This window comes from Sphingomonas silueang (genome assembly GCF_040049155.1).
GTDB classification, from domain to species: Bacteria; Pseudomonadota; Alphaproteobacteria; order Sphingomonadales; family Sphingomonadaceae; genus Sphingomonas; species Sphingomonas silueang.
This window is the reverse complement of sequence record NZ_JBDZDK010000019.1, coordinates 24494-39466: the sequence shown is the minus strand read 5'-3', so window position 1 is coordinate 39466 and position 14973 is coordinate 24494. Positions and strand designations below refer to the sequence as shown.

14 protein-coding genes are annotated in these 14973 nt (G+C 70.2%); all 14 read right to left on the bottom strand.

Translation table 11 applies throughout. The features are described 5' to 3' along the window. The 14 genes from tatC to ABLE43_RS15975 all read right to left on the bottom strand — a co-directional run bounded on the left by tatC (position 1) and on the right by ABLE43_RS15975 (position 14954). Positions 1-774: a twin-arginine translocase subunit TatC gene (tatC, locus tag ABLE43_RS16040; protein ID WP_348979387.1), complete on the bottom strand. Its 774-nt coding sequence runs from the start codon at positions 772-774 to the stop codon at positions 1-3. Further along, on the bottom strand, positions 771-1184 hold the full coding sequence (gene tatB, locus ABLE43_RS16035; RefSeq protein ID WP_348979386.1) for a Sec-independent protein translocase protein TatB: 414 nt from the start codon (positions 1182-1184) through the stop codon (positions 771-773). The genes tatC and tatB overlap by 4 nt, the downstream gene beginning before the upstream one ends. A gap of 56 nt (positions 1185-1240) precedes the next feature. Beyond that, complete coding sequence (locus ABLE43_RS16030; RefSeq protein WP_348979385.1) at positions 1241-1516, bottom strand: twin-arginine translocase TatA/TatE family subunit; 276 nt, start codon at positions 1514-1516, stop codon at positions 1241-1243. Between the two features lie 37 nt (positions 1517-1553). Next, positions 1554-2120, bottom strand: coding sequence for an SMC-Scp complex subunit ScpB (gene scpB, locus ABLE43_RS16025; RefSeq protein WP_348979384.1), 567 nt, complete (start codon positions 2118-2120; stop codon positions 1554-1556). Then, positions 2117-2848, bottom strand: a complete 732-nt coding sequence (locus ABLE43_RS16020; RefSeq protein WP_348979383.1) for a segregation and condensation protein A — start codon at positions 2846-2848, stop codon at positions 2117-2119. The genes scpB and ABLE43_RS16020 overlap by 4 nt, the downstream gene beginning before the upstream one ends. A 1-nt stretch (position 2849) precedes the next feature. Continuing rightward, positions 2850-3854, bottom strand: coding sequence for a beta-N-acetylhexosaminidase (gene nagZ, locus ABLE43_RS16015; protein ID WP_348979382.1), 1005 nt, complete (start codon positions 3852-3854; stop codon positions 2850-2852). A 44-nt stretch (positions 3855-3898) separates the two neighbouring features. Next, complete coding sequence (locus ABLE43_RS16010; RefSeq protein WP_348979381.1) at positions 3899-4633, bottom strand: SPOR domain-containing protein; 735 nt, start codon at positions 4631-4633, stop codon at positions 3899-3901. Then, positions 4633-6360, bottom strand: a complete 1728-nt coding sequence (gene argS, locus ABLE43_RS16005) for an arginine--tRNA ligase (RefSeq protein ID WP_348979380.1) — start codon at positions 6358-6360, stop codon at positions 4633-4635. The genes ABLE43_RS16010 and argS overlap by 1 nt, the downstream gene beginning before the upstream one ends. A 68-nt stretch (positions 6361-6428) precedes the next feature. Continuing rightward, entirely contained in the window at positions 6429-7595 is a 1167-nt protein-coding gene (locus tag ABLE43_RS16000) for a deoxyguanosinetriphosphate triphosphohydrolase (protein WP_348979421.1), read from the bottom strand. Next, complete coding sequence (locus ABLE43_RS15995; RefSeq protein WP_348979379.1) at positions 7589-9568, bottom strand: SPOR domain-containing protein; 1980 nt, start codon at positions 9566-9568, stop codon at positions 7589-7591. Before ABLE43_RS15995 ends, ABLE43_RS16000 begins: the two co-directional genes overlap by 7 nt. 633 nt (positions 9569-10201) lie before the next feature. After that, complete coding sequence (gene ftsZ, locus ABLE43_RS15990) at positions 10202-11737, bottom strand: cell division protein FtsZ (protein WP_348979378.1); 1536 nt, start codon at positions 11735-11737, stop codon at positions 10202-10204. A gap of 107 nt (positions 11738-11844) precedes the next feature. Continuing rightward, positions 11845-13104, bottom strand: coding sequence for a cell division protein FtsA (gene ftsA / locus ABLE43_RS15985; protein ID WP_348979377.1), 1260 nt, complete (start codon positions 13102-13104; stop codon positions 11845-11847). Positions 13105-13128: 24 nt separating this feature from the next. Next, on the bottom strand, positions 13129-14064 hold the full coding sequence (locus tag ABLE43_RS15980; RefSeq protein WP_348979376.1) for a cell division protein FtsQ/DivIB: 936 nt from the start codon (positions 14062-14064) through the stop codon (positions 13129-13131). Next, complete coding sequence (locus ABLE43_RS15975; protein WP_425475281.1) at positions 14061-14954, bottom strand: D-alanine--D-alanine ligase; 894 nt, start codon at positions 14952-14954, stop codon at positions 14061-14063. The genes ABLE43_RS15980 and ABLE43_RS15975 overlap by 4 nt, the downstream gene beginning before the upstream one ends. Between the last annotated feature and the right edge of the window lie 19 nt (positions 14955-14973).

The following is a 14973-nucleotide window of genomic DNA, read 5'->3' as shown; positions in this document are numbered from 1 at the left end:
TCAGGCGGCTTCTTCCTCGGCCGCTTCGGGATCGCGCTTGCTCCGCCGCTTCTCGGTGAACCAGATGGCGATCAGCGCGATCTCGTACAGCAGGATCAGCGGCACCGCGAGCAGGAACTGCGACCCGATATCGGGCGGGGTCGCGACCGCCGCGATGGCGAAGGCCCCGACGATCGCATAGCGCCGCGCGCCGACCAGCTGCTTGCGCGTCACGATCCCGGCCAGCTCCAGCAGCATCAGCAGCACCGGCAGCAGGAACGCGAGGCCGAAGGCGAACAGGAACTGCATCACGAACGACAGGTAATTCTCGACCGACGGCAGCGCCTCCTGCGCCACCCCGCCGAGATTGCCCTGATAGCCGAGCAGGAAATGCAGCGCGACCGGGATGGTCACGTAATAGGCCAGCGCCGCGCCCGAGATGAACAGGATCGGCGTCGCCAGCAGGAACGGGAACAGCGCCCGCTTCTCGTTGCGGTACAGCCCCGGCGCCACGAACTGCCACAACTGGTTGGCGATCACCGGAAAGGCCAGCATCATCGCCGCGAAGAACGCGACCTTGATCTGGACGAAGAACGCCTCGAAAATCTGGGTGAAGATCACCCGCTTCTGCCCCGCCGCCAGCAGCGGCTGGACGAGGAAGGTCAGGATCTTCTCCGAAAAATAGAAGCATAGCGCGAAGCAGATGCCGATCGCCACCACCGAATAGAGCAGGCGACGGCGCAGCTCGATCAGATGGTCGAGCAGCGGAGCCTGGCTGTCGTCGATATCGTTCATGACAGGGCCTTGCCATCGGCGGCGGGCGGCGTGTCGCCCGGCGCTTCGCGGACCTCGGGCTTCTCGACCATCACCGCGGCGGGAGCTTCGGCGGGCGGCGCATCATGGACGGGCGGCGGGGGCGACGGCGCATCGACCGGATGCATCGCGGGTGCGGGCGGCGCGTCGGCATCGGCGGGATGCTCCCGCATGATGCGGGCGTTTTCCTCGGCCCATTTCTTTTCCATCTCGGCCAGTTCCGCCTCGCGCACCATCGTGTCGAAGCCGGAGCGGAACTGGCGTGCGACGCCGCGCGCCTTGCCGACCCAATAGCCGACGACGCGCATCGCCTTGGGCAGATCCTTGGGGCCGATGACGAGCAGCGCGACGAACGCGACCACCATCAATTCGGTAGGGGCAATATCGAACATCGGCGCTCGGGGTCGGGCGCATGCATCAGCATGCGCCGGGCATCGTCAGGGGCGGATCAGCGGTCGCCGTGCGGGCGGTCGTCCCGCGGCGGTTCGGCGCGCAGCGGCTCGCGCGGGGCGGGATCACGGTCGTAGCCGGTGTCGAGCGGGCGCTGCTCCAGCCGTTCGCGCGGGCGGGCGGGCGGCACATCGTCGTCCTCGGCCATGCCCTTCTTGAAGCTTTTCAGCCCCTTGGCGACATCGCCCATCATGTCGGAGAAACGCCCCTTGCCGAACAGCAACAGGATGATGACGCCGACGATCAGCCAGTGCCAAATGCTAAGACCACCCATCGTCCAGACTCCAAGCGTAATCGATCGTCCGGTGCACTTAGTCGCTATCGCCGCCGCTTTCCAGCGCGCTTGCAAGCGCATCGGCAATTGGTTCGAGCAGGCCCGCGGCGCGCAGGTCGTCGATACCGGGCAGATCGCGGCGGCTCGACAGGCCGAAATGATCGAGGAACGCCGCCGTGGTGGCATAGAGCAGCGGCCGCCCCGGCACCTCACGCCGCCCCGCCGGACGGACCCAGCCGGTGGCGAGCAGCACGTCGATCGTGCCCTTGGCGATCTGTACCCCGCGGATCGATTCGATGTCGGCGCGGGTCACGGGTTCGTGATAGGCGACGATCGCCAGCGTCTCGATCGCAGCACGCGACAGGCGGCGGGGTTCCTCGCGTTCGCGGCGCAGCAGGTGGGCGAGGTCGCGCGCGGTCTGGAAATGCCAGTGCTCGCCGCGGCGGACCAGCTCGAAGCCGCGTCCGGCACAGGCCGCCTCGATCTGGCGTAGCGCGGCGCGGACGTCGCCCGGCCCGACATGGTCGGCGATCATCGCCGGGGTGAGCGGCGTGTCGCTGGCGAACAGCACCGCCTCCACCGCGCGGACGAAGGGGTCGGTCATGCGATCCGCCGCACGTCGATCGGCCCGAACGGCACGTCCTGCCGCAGCGCCACCCGCCCCTGCCGCGCCAGTTCGAGCGCGGCGAGGAAGGTCGAGGCGAGCGCCGAGCGGCGATAGCGTTCGTCGGCGGCGTCGGGCAGGAATTCCTGCAACGCCGCCCAGTCGATCCGGGTGCCGAGCAGCGCCTCGACCCGGCCGATCGCGACCTCCAGCGTCATTACGGGGCGCGTCGCGACGACGTGCAGCACCGGGCGGCACCGCGCGCTGATCCGGCCATAGGCGGCGATCACGTCATAGAGTTCGGCCTGCCAGCGGCTGTGCCGGGTGGTGCGCAATCCTTCGGGGCTGCCGCGCGGAAATACATCACGGCCCATCCGGTCGCGCGCCATCAGCCGCGCCCCCGCCTCGCGCATCGCATCGAGCCGTTCGAGCCGCAGTTGCAGGCGCAGCGCCAGTTCCTCGGGATCGGGGTCCATCTCCGGCTCGCGCGGCAGCAGCAGCGCCGACTTGAGATAGGCCAGCCACGCCGCCATCACGAGAAAATCGGCGGCGAGTTCCAGCCGGAGCGCGGCGGCGCGATCGATCCAGCGCAGATATTGCTCGACCAGCGCGACGATCGAGATGCGGCGCAGATCGACCTTCTGCGTCCGCGCCAGCGCCAGCAGCAGGTCGAGCGGCCCCTCCCACCCGTCGAGTTCCAGCGTCAGTTGCTCGGGCGCACCGGCCACGTCAGCCGAGCGCCAGCAACCGGTCGCGCGTGTCGATCAACTCGGCGAGCGGCGTGCGATCCACGGCCCCGATCGATGCCATCGCCCGGCCGAGCCGCGCGCGCGCGGCAGGCGCGATGTCGTCCAGCCGGTCGGCGATCGCCGCCATCTCGTCCATCCGCGCCCAGCAATCGAGCACCACGTCGCACCCCGCCGCGATCGCCGCCGCCGCCTTGTCCGCCGCGGTACCGGACAGCGCCTTCATGTCGATATCGTCGGTCATCAGCAGCCCGTCGAAACCGATGCGGCCCCGGATGACCGTTTCGATGACATGCGGCGAGAGCGTCGCCGGGCGTTCCGCATCCCATGCCTCGAACACGACATGCGCGGTCATGCCCATCGGGGCGGACGCCAGCGTGCGGAACGGCGCGATGTCGGATTCCAGCTCGGCATCGCTCGCCGCTACCCGTGGCAGTTCGAGATGGCTGTCGACCCGCGCCCGGCCATGCCCCGGCATATGCTTGACGATGCCGACCACGCCCGCCGCCGCCAGCCCGTCGAGCGTCGCGCGGCCCAGCGCCGCGACCTGCATCGGGTCCGCACCGAAGCTCCGGTCGCCGATCGCGGCGGTCGTCTCCGGCTGCGCCACGTCGAGCAGCGGCAGCGCATCGACGTTCACGCCGACCGCCGCCAGCATCGCGCCGATCGCCTGCGCATTGGCCCTCGCCGCGGCGATCGCCGACGACGGTGCGCGCGCGTACAGGTCGGCGAAGGCGGCGGGTGCGGGAAAGGCGGGCCATTCGGGCGGTCGCATCCGCGCGACCCGTCCGCCTTCCTGGTCGATCAGGATCGGCACATCGGCGCGGCCCGAGAGGTCGCGCAGCGATTCGGTCAGCGCGCGCATCTGGCCGCGATCCACGCAGTTGCGCGCGAACAGGATATAGCCGAGCGGGTCGGCGGCACGGAACAGGTCCGCTTCGGCGGGCGTAAGCGACGGGCCGGACAGGCCGAAGATGACGGGCTTCATCGCAGGATCGCTACCGCAACCGCCCGTCGCTCACAACCGCCGCGTCAGCGCGCGACGAAGCAGTTCTCGCCCGCCAGCTTCAGCTTGCCGCACAGGTCGCCCGCCTGGTTCGCACTGCCGGTGTTGACGCGCAGGCGATAGACGGTGCGGCCCTTGACCTCCGCCGCCTGCACCGACTTGCCGAGCGGGGCGAGATAGGCGAAGCGGCGCGACAGCTGGTTCCACGCGCCGTTGGCCGCGCCCTCGCTGGGGAAGGAGCCGAGCTGCACCACCGACCCGCCTGCCCCGGGGCTGGCCGTCGCCGGAGCGGCGCTTGCCGGAGCGCGTGCTTCAAGGCGGGGCGCGGCGCTCGGCACCGCCGCCTCGACCCGTCCGGCACCGCTGGTCGGGGGCGCCAGCGGAGTGGGTTGCGCAACGACGCTACCCTCGACCGGCGCTTCGGGCACGGCGGTCAGGTTGACCGAAGCGTTGTTGGTCGCGCCTTCGCTGGTGGCGATGGCGGTATCGCTGTTGCCCGCGACCTTCATCCCGTCGGCTTCCTGCGGCTTCGTCTTGTACGGCCCGGCGGGCGCGGCGATCACGTCGCCCGTCCCGCTGGCGGTCGGCGCACCCTGATGCCGCAGCAGCGCGAAGGCGATCGCCGCGACGCTCAGCAGCCCGATCAGGACGAACAGCACCGTGCGCCACACCGGCGGTGCGGGCTCCGGCTCCGGGTCCGCGCTTTCCAGCCACGGCAGGCGATCCTGATCCGTGTCGCCAGCTGCGAAACCGTCCGCCATCACTTCATCTCCTCGACCGCCTCGACCCCCATGATGGCGAGACCGTTGCGGATAATCTGCCCGATCTGCCGCGCGAGGAAAAGCCGCGCCTGCGTCAGCGCCGGATCGTCGATCCGGAGATAGCGGCGCGAGGGATCGTCGTTGCCGAGGTTCCATGCGGCATGAAACTCGGCGGCCAAGTCATAGAGATAAAAGGCGATCCGATGCGGTTCGCGCACCCCCGCCGCACTTTCCACGACACGCGGAAACTGCGCCGCGCGCTGCACCAGCGCCAGCTCGACCGTATCGAGACGGGACAGGTCGGGGGTGTCGGTCGCGGCGATCCCGGCCTCCGCCGCACGCCGGGCCAGCGAATGGACGCGGGCATGGGCGTATTGGACGTAGAATACCGGATTGTCCTTCGACGCCTCGATCACCTTGGCGAAGTCGAAATCCATCTGCGCATCGGCCTTGCGGGTCAGCATGGTGAAGCGCACCACGTCCTTGCCCACCTCGTTCACGACGTCCGCCAGCGTGACGAAATTTCCCGCCCGCTTCGACATCTTGACCGGCTCGCCGCCGCGCAACAGGCGGACCATCTGCACCAGCTTCACGTCGAACCGGGTCTTGCCTTCGGTCAGCGCCTGCACCGCCGCGACGATCCGCTTGACGGTGCCGGCGTGGTCCGCGCCCCAGATGTCGATGAGCTGGTCGGCCCCTTGCGCCTTCTGGAAATGATAGGCGAGGTCGGCGCCGAAATAGGTCCAGCTGCCGTCCGACTTCCTGATCGGGCGGTCCTGATCGTCGCCGAACTTCGTCGAGCGGAACAGCGGCAGCTCGACCGGTTCCCAGTCCTCGGGCGTCTCGCCCTTGGGAGCCTCCAGCACGCCGTCGTACACGAGGTCGCGCTCGCGCAGCCATGCCTCGGCAGCCTCGGGCTTGCCCGCCGCCTGCAGCTCGGCCTCGGACGAGAAGATGTCATGCTCGATGCCCAGCAGCTTCAGGTCGGTGCGGATCATCGCCAGCATCGCCGCGACCGCACGGGTGCGGAACAGCACCAGCCATTCGTCCTCGGGCGCGGTCACGTACCGATCGCCGAATTCGGCGGCGAGCGCCTGCCCCACCGGCACCAGATAGTCGCCGGGGTACAGCCCCTCGGGGATCGTCACGCTCTCGCCCAGCGCCTCGCGGTAGCGCAGGTGGACCGAGCGGGCGAGCACCGCGACCTGCCCGCCCGCGTCGTTGACGTAATATTCGCGGACGACCTTCGCGCCGTTCCATTCGAGCAGGCTGGCGAGCGCATCGCCCACCACCGCGCCGCGGCAATGGCCCATGTGCATCGGCCCGGTCGGGTTGGCGGAGACATATTCGATGTTCACCACCTGCCCCGCGCCAGCGCTCGAGCGGCCATAGCCCGCCCCCGCCTCGGCAATCGCGCGCAGTTCTGCACGCCATGTATCGTCGGTCAGCGTCAGGTTGATGAACCCCGGCCCCGCCACCGCCACGCTCGCGACTTCGGCCAGCCCGCCCAGTTCGGCGGCGAGCAGTTCGGCCAGCGCACGCGGATTGGTCCTGGCGGGCTTGGCCAGCACCATTGCGGCGTTGGTCGACAGGTCGCCATGGCTCGTGTCGCGCGGCGGCTCGACGGTGATCGCGCGTCGCTCCAAGCCCTCCGGCAGCTGCCCGCGCGCAACGAGCGTGTCGAGCGCGCGGTCCAGATGGGCGAAGAAACGGGGGTACAGCGTCATGGCGGTTCCGGTCGGTTGAATGAACCGCGCCGCTTAGCGGAAAGGGAGCCGCATGCCTATCCCGCGCGTCAGAACCCTTCGGGCAGGTCGATCGGCCCCACCACCTCGCGGTAGCAGCGGATGGCATAGCGATCGGTCATGCCCGCGATATAGTCCGCGATGTGGCGGCTGCGTTCCGGCTCCGGCTCGGGCAGCGTCGCGCGCCAGCCGTCGTGCATCGCCGCCGGATCGGCGTGATAGGCCGCGAACAGCCCCGCCACCACCTGCCGCGCCATCTCCGCCGCCGCGAGTTGACGGGGGTGATGATAGAGGTTGGCATACATGAACCGCTTGAGGCTGCGTTCCTGTTCGGCGACCTCGGGCGAGAAATGGGCGAGGCAGCGCCCCGCCGCGCGCACGTCGGCGACGGTTTCGACCCCTGCGTCGGCCACGCGGCGGCGCGTCTCGGCGATCAGGTCGTTGACCATCGTCCCGATCTGCGACCGGGTGAGTTCGCCGACCAGCCGCCGGGGCGCCACATCGGGGAAACGCGCACGCACCGCATCCCATCCGGCGCGCACGAACGGCACCGCCAGCAACTGGTCGAGCGTCAGCAGCCCGGCGCGCAGCCCGTCGTCGATGTCGTGGTTGTCATAGGCGATGTCGTCGGCGATCGCCGCGACCTGCGCCTCCAGCGAGGGCCATTCGTTCAGGCGCAGGTCGTGCGCCGCATCGGCCGCCTGCAATGCCCAGCCGGGCGCCGCGATCGGGCCGTTGTGCTTGGCAAGGCCCTCCAGCGTATCCCAGGTCAGGTTCAGCCCGCGCCAGCACGGATAGGGGCTGTCGAGCCATGTCAGCGTGCGCAGCGTCTGGCCGTTGTGGTCGAAGCCGCCCTGCCCGCCCATCGCCGCTTCCAGCGCATCCTCGCCCGCATGGCCGAACGGCGGGTGGCCGATGTCGTGCGCAAGGCACAGCCCCTCGGTCAGATCCTCGTTCAGCCCCAGTGTGCGCGCCACCGCCCGCCCGATCTGCGCCACCTCGAGGCTGTGGGTCAGCCGGACGCGGAAGTGATCGCCGTCGGGGGCCATGAACACCTGCGTCTTGTGACGCAGGCGGCGGAAGCTGATCGAGTGGATGATCCGGTCGCGGTCACGCTGGAATGCGTCGCGGGGGCCGCGGGTCGCGTCGCCCGGCTCGGCATGCAGCCGCCCGCCGTGCGCCGCCGGATCGGCGGCATAGGTCGCGCGGGTCACGATATGGGTACCCGCGTGACCTTCTGCCCCGCCTCGCTGGTGAAGGCGAAGGTCGACAGGCCCGCCTTGCGCAGCGTGTTGACGAAGTCCTGTGCCTCGTCATCGGTCTTGAACGGGCCGACGAGCAGCCGGTTGGTGAAGCGCAGCGGCGTGGTCCACGCCTGACGTCCCTTCAGCGCCGGTGCCTTGGCGGCAAGCGCCTTCCACGCCTTGGGCAGGTCGGCCACGTTCGCGCCGCCCGCGACCTGGACCCAGTGGCGCACCGGATCGGCCTTCTTGGCCAGTGCTTCCTTCTTCGCCTCGGCGGCGGCTTCGACCTTTTTGGCGTCGGCCAGCTTCTTGGCTTCGGCGGCCTTTTTCGCATCGGCCAGCTTCTTCGCCTCCGCCGCCTTCTTCGCGGCGGCGGCGCGTTCGGCGGCGCGGGCGTCGGCCTCCGCCTTCAGCGCGGCGGCGCGGGCGGCCTGTGCCTCCGCTGCCTGTTCTCCCGCGGTGGGGAGCGCGGCGGCGGCAGGCGCAGGCGGCGGCGCAATGCCCAATTCGGCGGCGGGGATGTCGAGGTTGCGGATGATGCGCGCCAACACCTCGTCGTTCGCGGCGCTGCGCGCGGCGACGGTGGCCGCAGCGTTCGATCCGGCCGGAACCGCGCTGAACCCCGGCTGCGGCGAGGCAGCGGCGATCGCCACCGGTTCGGGGGCGGCGGCGACGGTCGGGCTCGCGACCGGCTCGGGTGCCCGCTCGACGATCCGGACCGGGACCGGCGGCTGGGCGGCGGCGACCTGTACCGGCGGCGCGGGCTGCGCTGCGGCGGCGGCGGCATCGCGGGCGGCCAGCGCCTCGGCGGCGATGCGGCGTTCCTCGGCCTGCCGGGCGGCGACGCGCACCGCTTCCTGCCGGGTCGCCTCGACCAAACGGGCGGCTTCGGCCTGTTGCGCGTCGCGCAGCCGCTGGGCCTCGGCCTGCGCCAGCGCGGTGCGGCGGGCGGCCTCGTCGGCCTGCGCCTTCGCGAGTTGGGCGGCGCGGGCATCGGCGGCACGACGCGCTTCGGCCAGTTGCGCCTGCCGCGCGACCTCGGCCTGGCGGCGGGCCTCGGCGCGGCGTTCCGTGGCGGTGGGCGCGCGGCGGGCGGCAGGCTGCTGCTGCACCGGCGCGGCGGCGGCGACCGCCACCGGCGGCGCGGCACGCGGCACCGGCACCACGGTCGGGGCGAAGCGGGCGTCGGCGATCCGCTCGGGCGTCGGCGCGAGCCGTCCGAAATGGACGGCGAAGGCGCGGTCGGCGGCGGACAGCTGCGGGAGCCGACGGAAGAACGGCGAGAGGCTGGCCGAAAAGCCCGGGAGCATGCTGGCGGTGATCTGGTCCGCGCCCGCCGCATCGCCCGCCATCGCGAGCACGAAGGCACGCACCCGCCATGCCGCGCGGTCGTTCTGCCGCAGCAGCGGGTTGAGCAACGCGGTGGCCCCGGCGACATCGCCGTCGATGCCCAGCGACAGCGCGAGCCGCCGGGTGATCTCGTCGTCCGGCCCCTGCGTCAGCGCGAGGCGATAGTCGCGCTGGGCGTTGGCGGTATGGCCGAGCAGGTCATAGGCAAGACCCCGTTCGGCGGCATAGGGCGCCATCGCCACCCCTGCCCGCTCCGCCTGGTCGAACAGTGCCAGCGCCTCGCCGGGGCGCTCCATGCCGACCAGCGTCGCGGCGCGGGCGGCGCGGATGCGGGGATCGCCCGGCGACACCTTTTCGGCACGGGCGAGGAACTGCATCGCGGCATCGACATCGCCGAGCTTGCCGCTCAACCGCCCGGCCTCGATCAGCGCCGACAGGTCGTTGGGGCTGCGGCCCAGCACGCGCATCTGTTCGGACAGGCGATCGGCGTTGGGCGTCAGCGGCTGTACGATCGCGCCCTCCTGCGCGACGGCGGGAAGCGGCGAGGTGGCGGCCAGCAACAGCAGGGTGCCGCGGAGCGATGGGAATCGGGTCATGAGCCTGCCCGCTTAATCATGCGGGCGCTGAACGGGGAATGTCGGCGGCAAGGATCGGCGACGAAGCGGGCGGTAGAGGCGACGAACGGCGGGCGGAAGTTGGCGAAGGTTGCGCGGAAGGGACCTGTTCGGGCGGCCGATATCTTCATTCATACCGTAAGATTTGCTTTATATAATGTTGTTTTATAATAGTTATTGATTATCGTTCAGGATTCATCCTGCCACTGACCGGCCCGGACGTTCGGCTCTGCGTCGCCCGTTGGCGAACGTGACATTCCGGCGTGGGCCGCCCTGCCTCCGCCTCCCCTTCCGAAATTGGTCTGCGAAAGCTTCCCTCCCGTACCCCGGCGGAGGCCGGGGCCCGGTTGGGGGACGGCGGCGAGTCATCGAAATGCCAGCCCGACTGGACGCGGGCCTCCGCCGGGGTACGGGAAGTTTCGGGTCGGGCACACCGCTTTCGCAGAGGAGTCCGTGTCAGCGACCGGCGCAATTCCGCGACGGCGTCAGCGGAACATCGATCGATCCGGGTCGCGCCCGACACGCTCCAGCCCGTCAACGGAACGGGCCGCCCCGCGAAAGTTCGCGCGGGACGGCCCGATGTTGGCACGCACCCTGTGGTGCGTTTGCAGTTGGTTACTGGTTGTTCTGGCGATGCAGGAAGCGCGGGATGTCGAGCGGTTCCTTGTCGTCGCCGCCGCGGGCCGGGGCGCGACCCGCATTGGCCATCCGCTCGAACAAGGTGCCGCCGGGCTTGCGCGCCGGGGGAGCCTCTTCGCGGGCGGCGGGTTCGGCGGGGACTTCGGGGTTCAGCCAGCGGCGGCGGGCCTGGCTCGGCTGCGCGCCGAAGTCGCTCGCCGGGGTGGGCGCGGGGATCGGCGCCGGCGCGGCAGTGTCTGCGCCGAGCACCAGTTCGTCCTCGTCGGCCTGCGGCGGGGCGTCATAGGTCGAATGCGGCACGATGCGTTCGGACACCGACGGCTGCACCACCCCCTGCGGGAACCGGTCCAGCGGCGCGGGCGCGGGTGCTTCCTGGAGATGCTCGGCGGCGGCACCGCTCGGCGCGACCGGCGCGGGCTGTACCGGGGTCTGCTGGACCGGTGCGGCCTGGGTCGGGGCGGCAGGGGTACGGCGTGCGGCGGCGTTGAAGCTGAACGCGCGGGTCGGCTCGGCCTGCGCCGGGGCGGGCACCGCCTTCGACGGTGCCTCGTCCTCGATGCCGGTCGCGACGACCGAGACGCGGATCTTGCCTTCCAGTTCGGAATTGAACGCCGAACCCCAGATGATGTTGGCGTCGTCGTCGACCAGTTCGCGGATGTGGTTCGCGGCCTCGTCCACTTCCAGCAGGCGCATGTCGTCGCCGCCGGTGATCGACACGATCACGCCCTTGGCCCCGTTCAGCGACACGCCGTCGAGCAGCGGGTTGGCGATCGCCTGCTGCGCCGCCTCGATCGCGCGATTGTCGCCCTCGGCCTCGCCGGTGCCCATCATCGCCTTGCCCATCTCCTGCATCACCGAACGCACGTCGGCGAAGTCGAGGTTGATGAGGCCGGGCATGACCATCAGGTCGGTGATGCCGCGCACGCCCTGTTGCAGCACCTCGTCCGCCATCTCGAACGCCTGCTTGAAGGTCGTGTTGGCGTTGGCGATCAGGAACAGGTTCTGGTTCGGGATGACGATCAGCGTATCGACGTACTTCTGCAGTTCCTCGATCCCCGCATCCGCCGACTTGGCGCGACGCTTGCCCTCGAAGGCGAAGGGACGGGTGACGACGCCGACGGTCAGGATGCCCATCTCGCGCGCCGCCTTGGCGATCACCGGGGCCGCGCCGGTGCCGGTGCCGCCGCCCATGCCCGCGGCGATGAAGCACATGTGCGCGCCGTCGAGGCTCTTCTGGACCTGTTCGATCGTCTCCTCGGCGGCGGCGCGACCGATTTCGGGGCGGCTGCCCGCGCCCAGCCCCTGGGTGATCTTGGCACCCAGTTGGATGCGCTGCGGGGCGGACGACTGCTTGAGCGCCTGCGCATCGGTGTTCGCGACGAGGAACTCGACGCCCTGCACCTCGGCCCGGATCATGTTGGCGATGGCGTTGCCACCCGCGCCGCCGACACCGATCACGGTGATGCGCGGGGTCAGTTCGTCCACGTCGGGTGCCAGAAACTCAATGCTCATCACTCGATCTCCCTGTCCCGGTCGGCACCGGGAGTAAATCCAATATAGGGTTGTGCATCAAGCCGGGGGGCGATCCTAGTCCCCGGCCGGGGAAAAGACACAAAAAGTCAATAGTTCGTCCGAAAGGCGGTCCACAATCGCTGGAAGAACGCGCCGGTGGTCGGTCGCGACACGATCTGCCCGCCCGAGGGCAGCGTGCGCAGGTCGACCGGGTTGGACGCGGCGAACATGGCGAGGCCCGCCAGCGTCGCGAAGCCCGGCCCGGCATGCGCCTCCGGCAGCATCGCAAGGCCGCGCGCCCGCCCGACCCGGACCGGGCGGCCCAGCGCCTGCTGCGCATAGTCGGCGATGCCCTTCAGCTCCGCGCCGCCGCCGGTCAGCACCACCTGCCGCCCGACCGGATCGTCGAAGTGCAGGCGGCGCAGCTCCTTGCTGATTTCAGCGACCAGCCGGTCGAGCCGCTGGCGGATGACCGCGATCAGCTGCGCCCGGGTGATGCGCGTGCCCTCGGCATCCTCGTCGGCGCGGACGGGGGCGACGTCGATCATGTCGTGATTGTCGCGCGGGGACATGTTGGCCGATCCGTAGAAGCATTTCAGCCGCTCCGCCTGCGCGCGGTTGGTACCGAAGGCGGAGGCCACGTCGTCGGTGATGTCGCTGGCCCCCATCGCGATCGAGGCAAGGCCGGTCAGCACCCCGTTGGCGAAGACCGAGACATTGGTGATCCCCGCCCCGATCTCGACCAGCGCGACGCCCAGTTCGCGCTCCTCCTCCGACAGGCAGGCGAGGCCGGTGGCGACCGGCGCCGCGACGATCGACTTCGTCTCCAGATGCGCCGAGCGGACGCACAGGTCGAGGTTGCGCACCGGCGATCCTTCGGTCGCCACCACATGGATTTCCACGCCGAGGCGATCGGCGTGCAGCCCCTTGGGCTCCTTCACCCCGCCGAGGCCATCGAGCGTGTAGCGCATCGGTTGCGCGTGGAGCACCATCCGCTGCCCCGGATCGATCGCATTGCGACCCGCCTTCAGCAGCGCATCGATATCCGACTGTTCGACGCGGTGGCCGCCGAGATCAACCTCGAGCTTGACGATATCGGAGACGAGGCCGCCCGCCGAGAAGCTGACCCACACGTCCTCGATATTGAAGCCTGCGATGCGTTCGGCCTGTTCCACCGCCTCGCGCACCGCCGTCTCGGTCGCCTTCATGTCGGCGATATAGCCGCGCTTGACGCCCCGGCTTTCGCGCTGGCCGGTGCCGAGCACGGTCAGTTCGCCATCGTCATCGACCCGCGCGATCAGCGCCGACACCTTCGACGTGCCGATATCGAGTGCGGTGATGAGCCCTTCCGGTGCCGCCTTCGCCATGTCTGCCCCCTTCGATTACCCCCGTCAGCCCACGTCCGGCAGCATCGCCGCCGCCGTGTTTCCGCCCGTCGCCTCGCCCGAATCCTCCGCGTCCAGCGGCTTGGCGGACTTCATCCGCACCACCAGCTTGGACGGATCGCGCAGGTCGAAGCGTTCATAGCCCTTGCCGAGCAGCCCCAGCGTCCCGTCGAGTTGCGCGAACTTCACCAGCGCGCGTGCCGCATCGCCCTCCCCTTCGGGCAGGACCAGACGCTCCCCGGTGTTAAACACCAGATCCCACCTTCGGTTCCCGACCCATACCGCAGCTTTCACGACGGGCTTGAGCGCGGGCGCGGCGGCCATCAGCTTGCGATAGGCGGGCTCCTGCGCATTGGCCCCCTCGCCGATCACCAGCGGCAGGCGCGGCATCCGCCCCGGCTGCACCCCGTCGAGCAGCACGCCGCCCGAATCGATGAGCATCAGCCGGCCCTTGTTCTGCCACACCGCCGCGGGATCGCGCTCGACCACGTCGACCACCAGCGTGTCGGGCAGGCGGCGCGAGACGCGGGCGTCGGCGATCCAGCCATAGTCGAGCAGCTTCTGCCGCGTGGCGTCGAGATCGACCAGCGGCATCGCGCGCGAACGCTGGTCGAGCGCCACGGCATAGACCGAGGTGGCGTCCATCCGCTTGAGCCCGGTCACCTCGATCTGTTCGACGCGGAAGCCCGCAGCACCCACCGCCTCCGCCGCCGCGACGCCGATCGCGCCGAACAGGCCGAACCAGTTGGCGAGCGCGAGGGCGATGGCGGCGGCCCCGGCGGTCAGGCTCCAGCCGACGATGCGGCGCGCGGTGGCCGCGCCGCCCGGCAGCGCCGCGACCGCCTGATCGAGGACCGAGGCGCGGACCGGGCGCTTGGGCTGGACCCGGCGCTTGGGCTTGACGGTGCGGCTCTGCGAGACGCGCCGCGTGGTCTGGGTCATCGCATCGCCTCCTCGACGATCCAGCCGACCAGCGCCTCGTACGACATGCCGACATGGCGGGCCTGTTCGGGAACGAGGCTCAAGGGGGTCATGCCCGGCTGGGTATTGGTTTCGAGGACGAACAGCCCGTCGATCCCGCGCTCGTCGTCCCAGCGGAAGTCGGTGCGCGACGCGCCCTTGCACCCCAGCACGCGGTGCGCGGTGACGGCATAGGCCATGCACGCCTGCGCGATCTCGTCGGGGATGTCGGCGGGGCAGACATGTTCGGTCAGGCCATCGGTATATTTGCTGTCGTAATCGTAGAAGCCGCTCTTGGGCTTCAGTTCGGTGACGCCCAGTGCCCGGTCGCCGAGCACCGCGGTGGTCAGTTCGCGGCCCCGGATGAAGGGTTCGGCGAGCAGTTCGTCGAATTCGGCCCATGGCCCCTGCGCATCGCGGGCGATCGGGTTGCCGTAGTTGCTCTCGTCCGTCACGATCGCGACGCCGACCGACGATCCTTCGCTGACGGGTTTGAGGACATAGGGGCGCGGCAGCGGATCGCGCTCGAACAGTTCCTGCGTCGGCACGATCCGCCCGCCGGGCATGGGGACGCCCGCGGGGACCAGCGCCTGCTTGGTCAGCACCTTGTCGATGGCGATGACCGAGGTGGCGAGGCCGCTATGGGTATAGCGCAGGCCCATCAGGTCCATCATGCCCTGCACCGTGCCGTCCTCGCCCGGCGATCCGTGGAGCGCGTTGAACACGAGGTCGGGCTTCGCCTCGGCCAGGCGGGCAGCGATGTTGCGGTCCATGTCGATGCGGGTGACGCGGTGGCCGAGGGATTCGAGCGCGGCGGCGACGCCCGCGCCGGACATCAGCGACACCTCGCGCTCGGACGACCAGCCCCCCATGAGGACGACGATGTGAAGG

Bases quoted from the DNA above. Each gene is read 5' to 3' on its own strand.
- tatC (WP_348979387.1), bottom strand. From the start codon at position 774: ATGAACGATATCGACGACAGCCAGGCTCCGCTGCTCGACCATCTGATC.
- tatB (WP_348979386.1), bottom strand. From the start codon at position 1,184: ATGTTCGATATTGCCCCTACCGAATTGATGGTGGTCGCGTTCGTCGCG.
- ABLE43_RS16030 (WP_348979385.1), bottom strand. From the start codon at position 1,516: ATGGGTGGTCTTAGCATTTGGCACTGGCTGATCGTCGGCGTCATCATC.
- scpB (WP_348979384.1), bottom strand. From the start codon at position 2,120: ATGACCGACCCCTTCGTCCGCGCGGTGGAGGCGGTGCTGTTCGCCAGC.
- nagZ (WP_348979382.1), bottom strand. From the start codon at position 3,854: ATGAAGCCCGTCATCTTCGGCCTGTCCGGCCCGTCGCTTACGCCCGCC.
- ABLE43_RS16010 (WP_348979381.1), bottom strand. From the start codon at position 4,633: ATGGCGGACGGTTTCGCAGCTGGCGACACGGATCAGGATCGCCTGCCG.
- argS (WP_348979380.1), bottom strand. From the start codon at position 6,360: ATGACGCTGTACCCCCGTTTCTTCGCCCATCTGGACCGCGCGCTCGAC.
- ABLE43_RS15995 (WP_348979379.1), bottom strand. From the start codon at position 9,568: ATGACCCGATTCCCATCGCTCCGCGGCACCCTGCTGTTGCTGGCCGCC.
- ftsZ (WP_348979378.1), bottom strand. From the start codon at position 11,737: ATGAGCATTGAGTTTCTGGCACCCGACGTGGACGAACTGACCCCGCGC.
- ftsA (WP_348979377.1), bottom strand. From the start codon at position 13,104: ATGGCGAAGGCGGCACCGGAAGGGCTCATCACCGCACTCGATATCGGC.
- ABLE43_RS15980 (WP_348979376.1), bottom strand. From the start codon at position 14,064: ATGACCCAGACCACGCGGCGCGTCTCGCAGAGCCGCACCGTCAAGCCC.
- ABLE43_RS15975 (WP_425475281.1), bottom strand. From the start codon at position 14,954: ATGGGGGGCTGGTCGTCCGAGCGCGAGGTGTCGCTGATGTCCGGCGCG.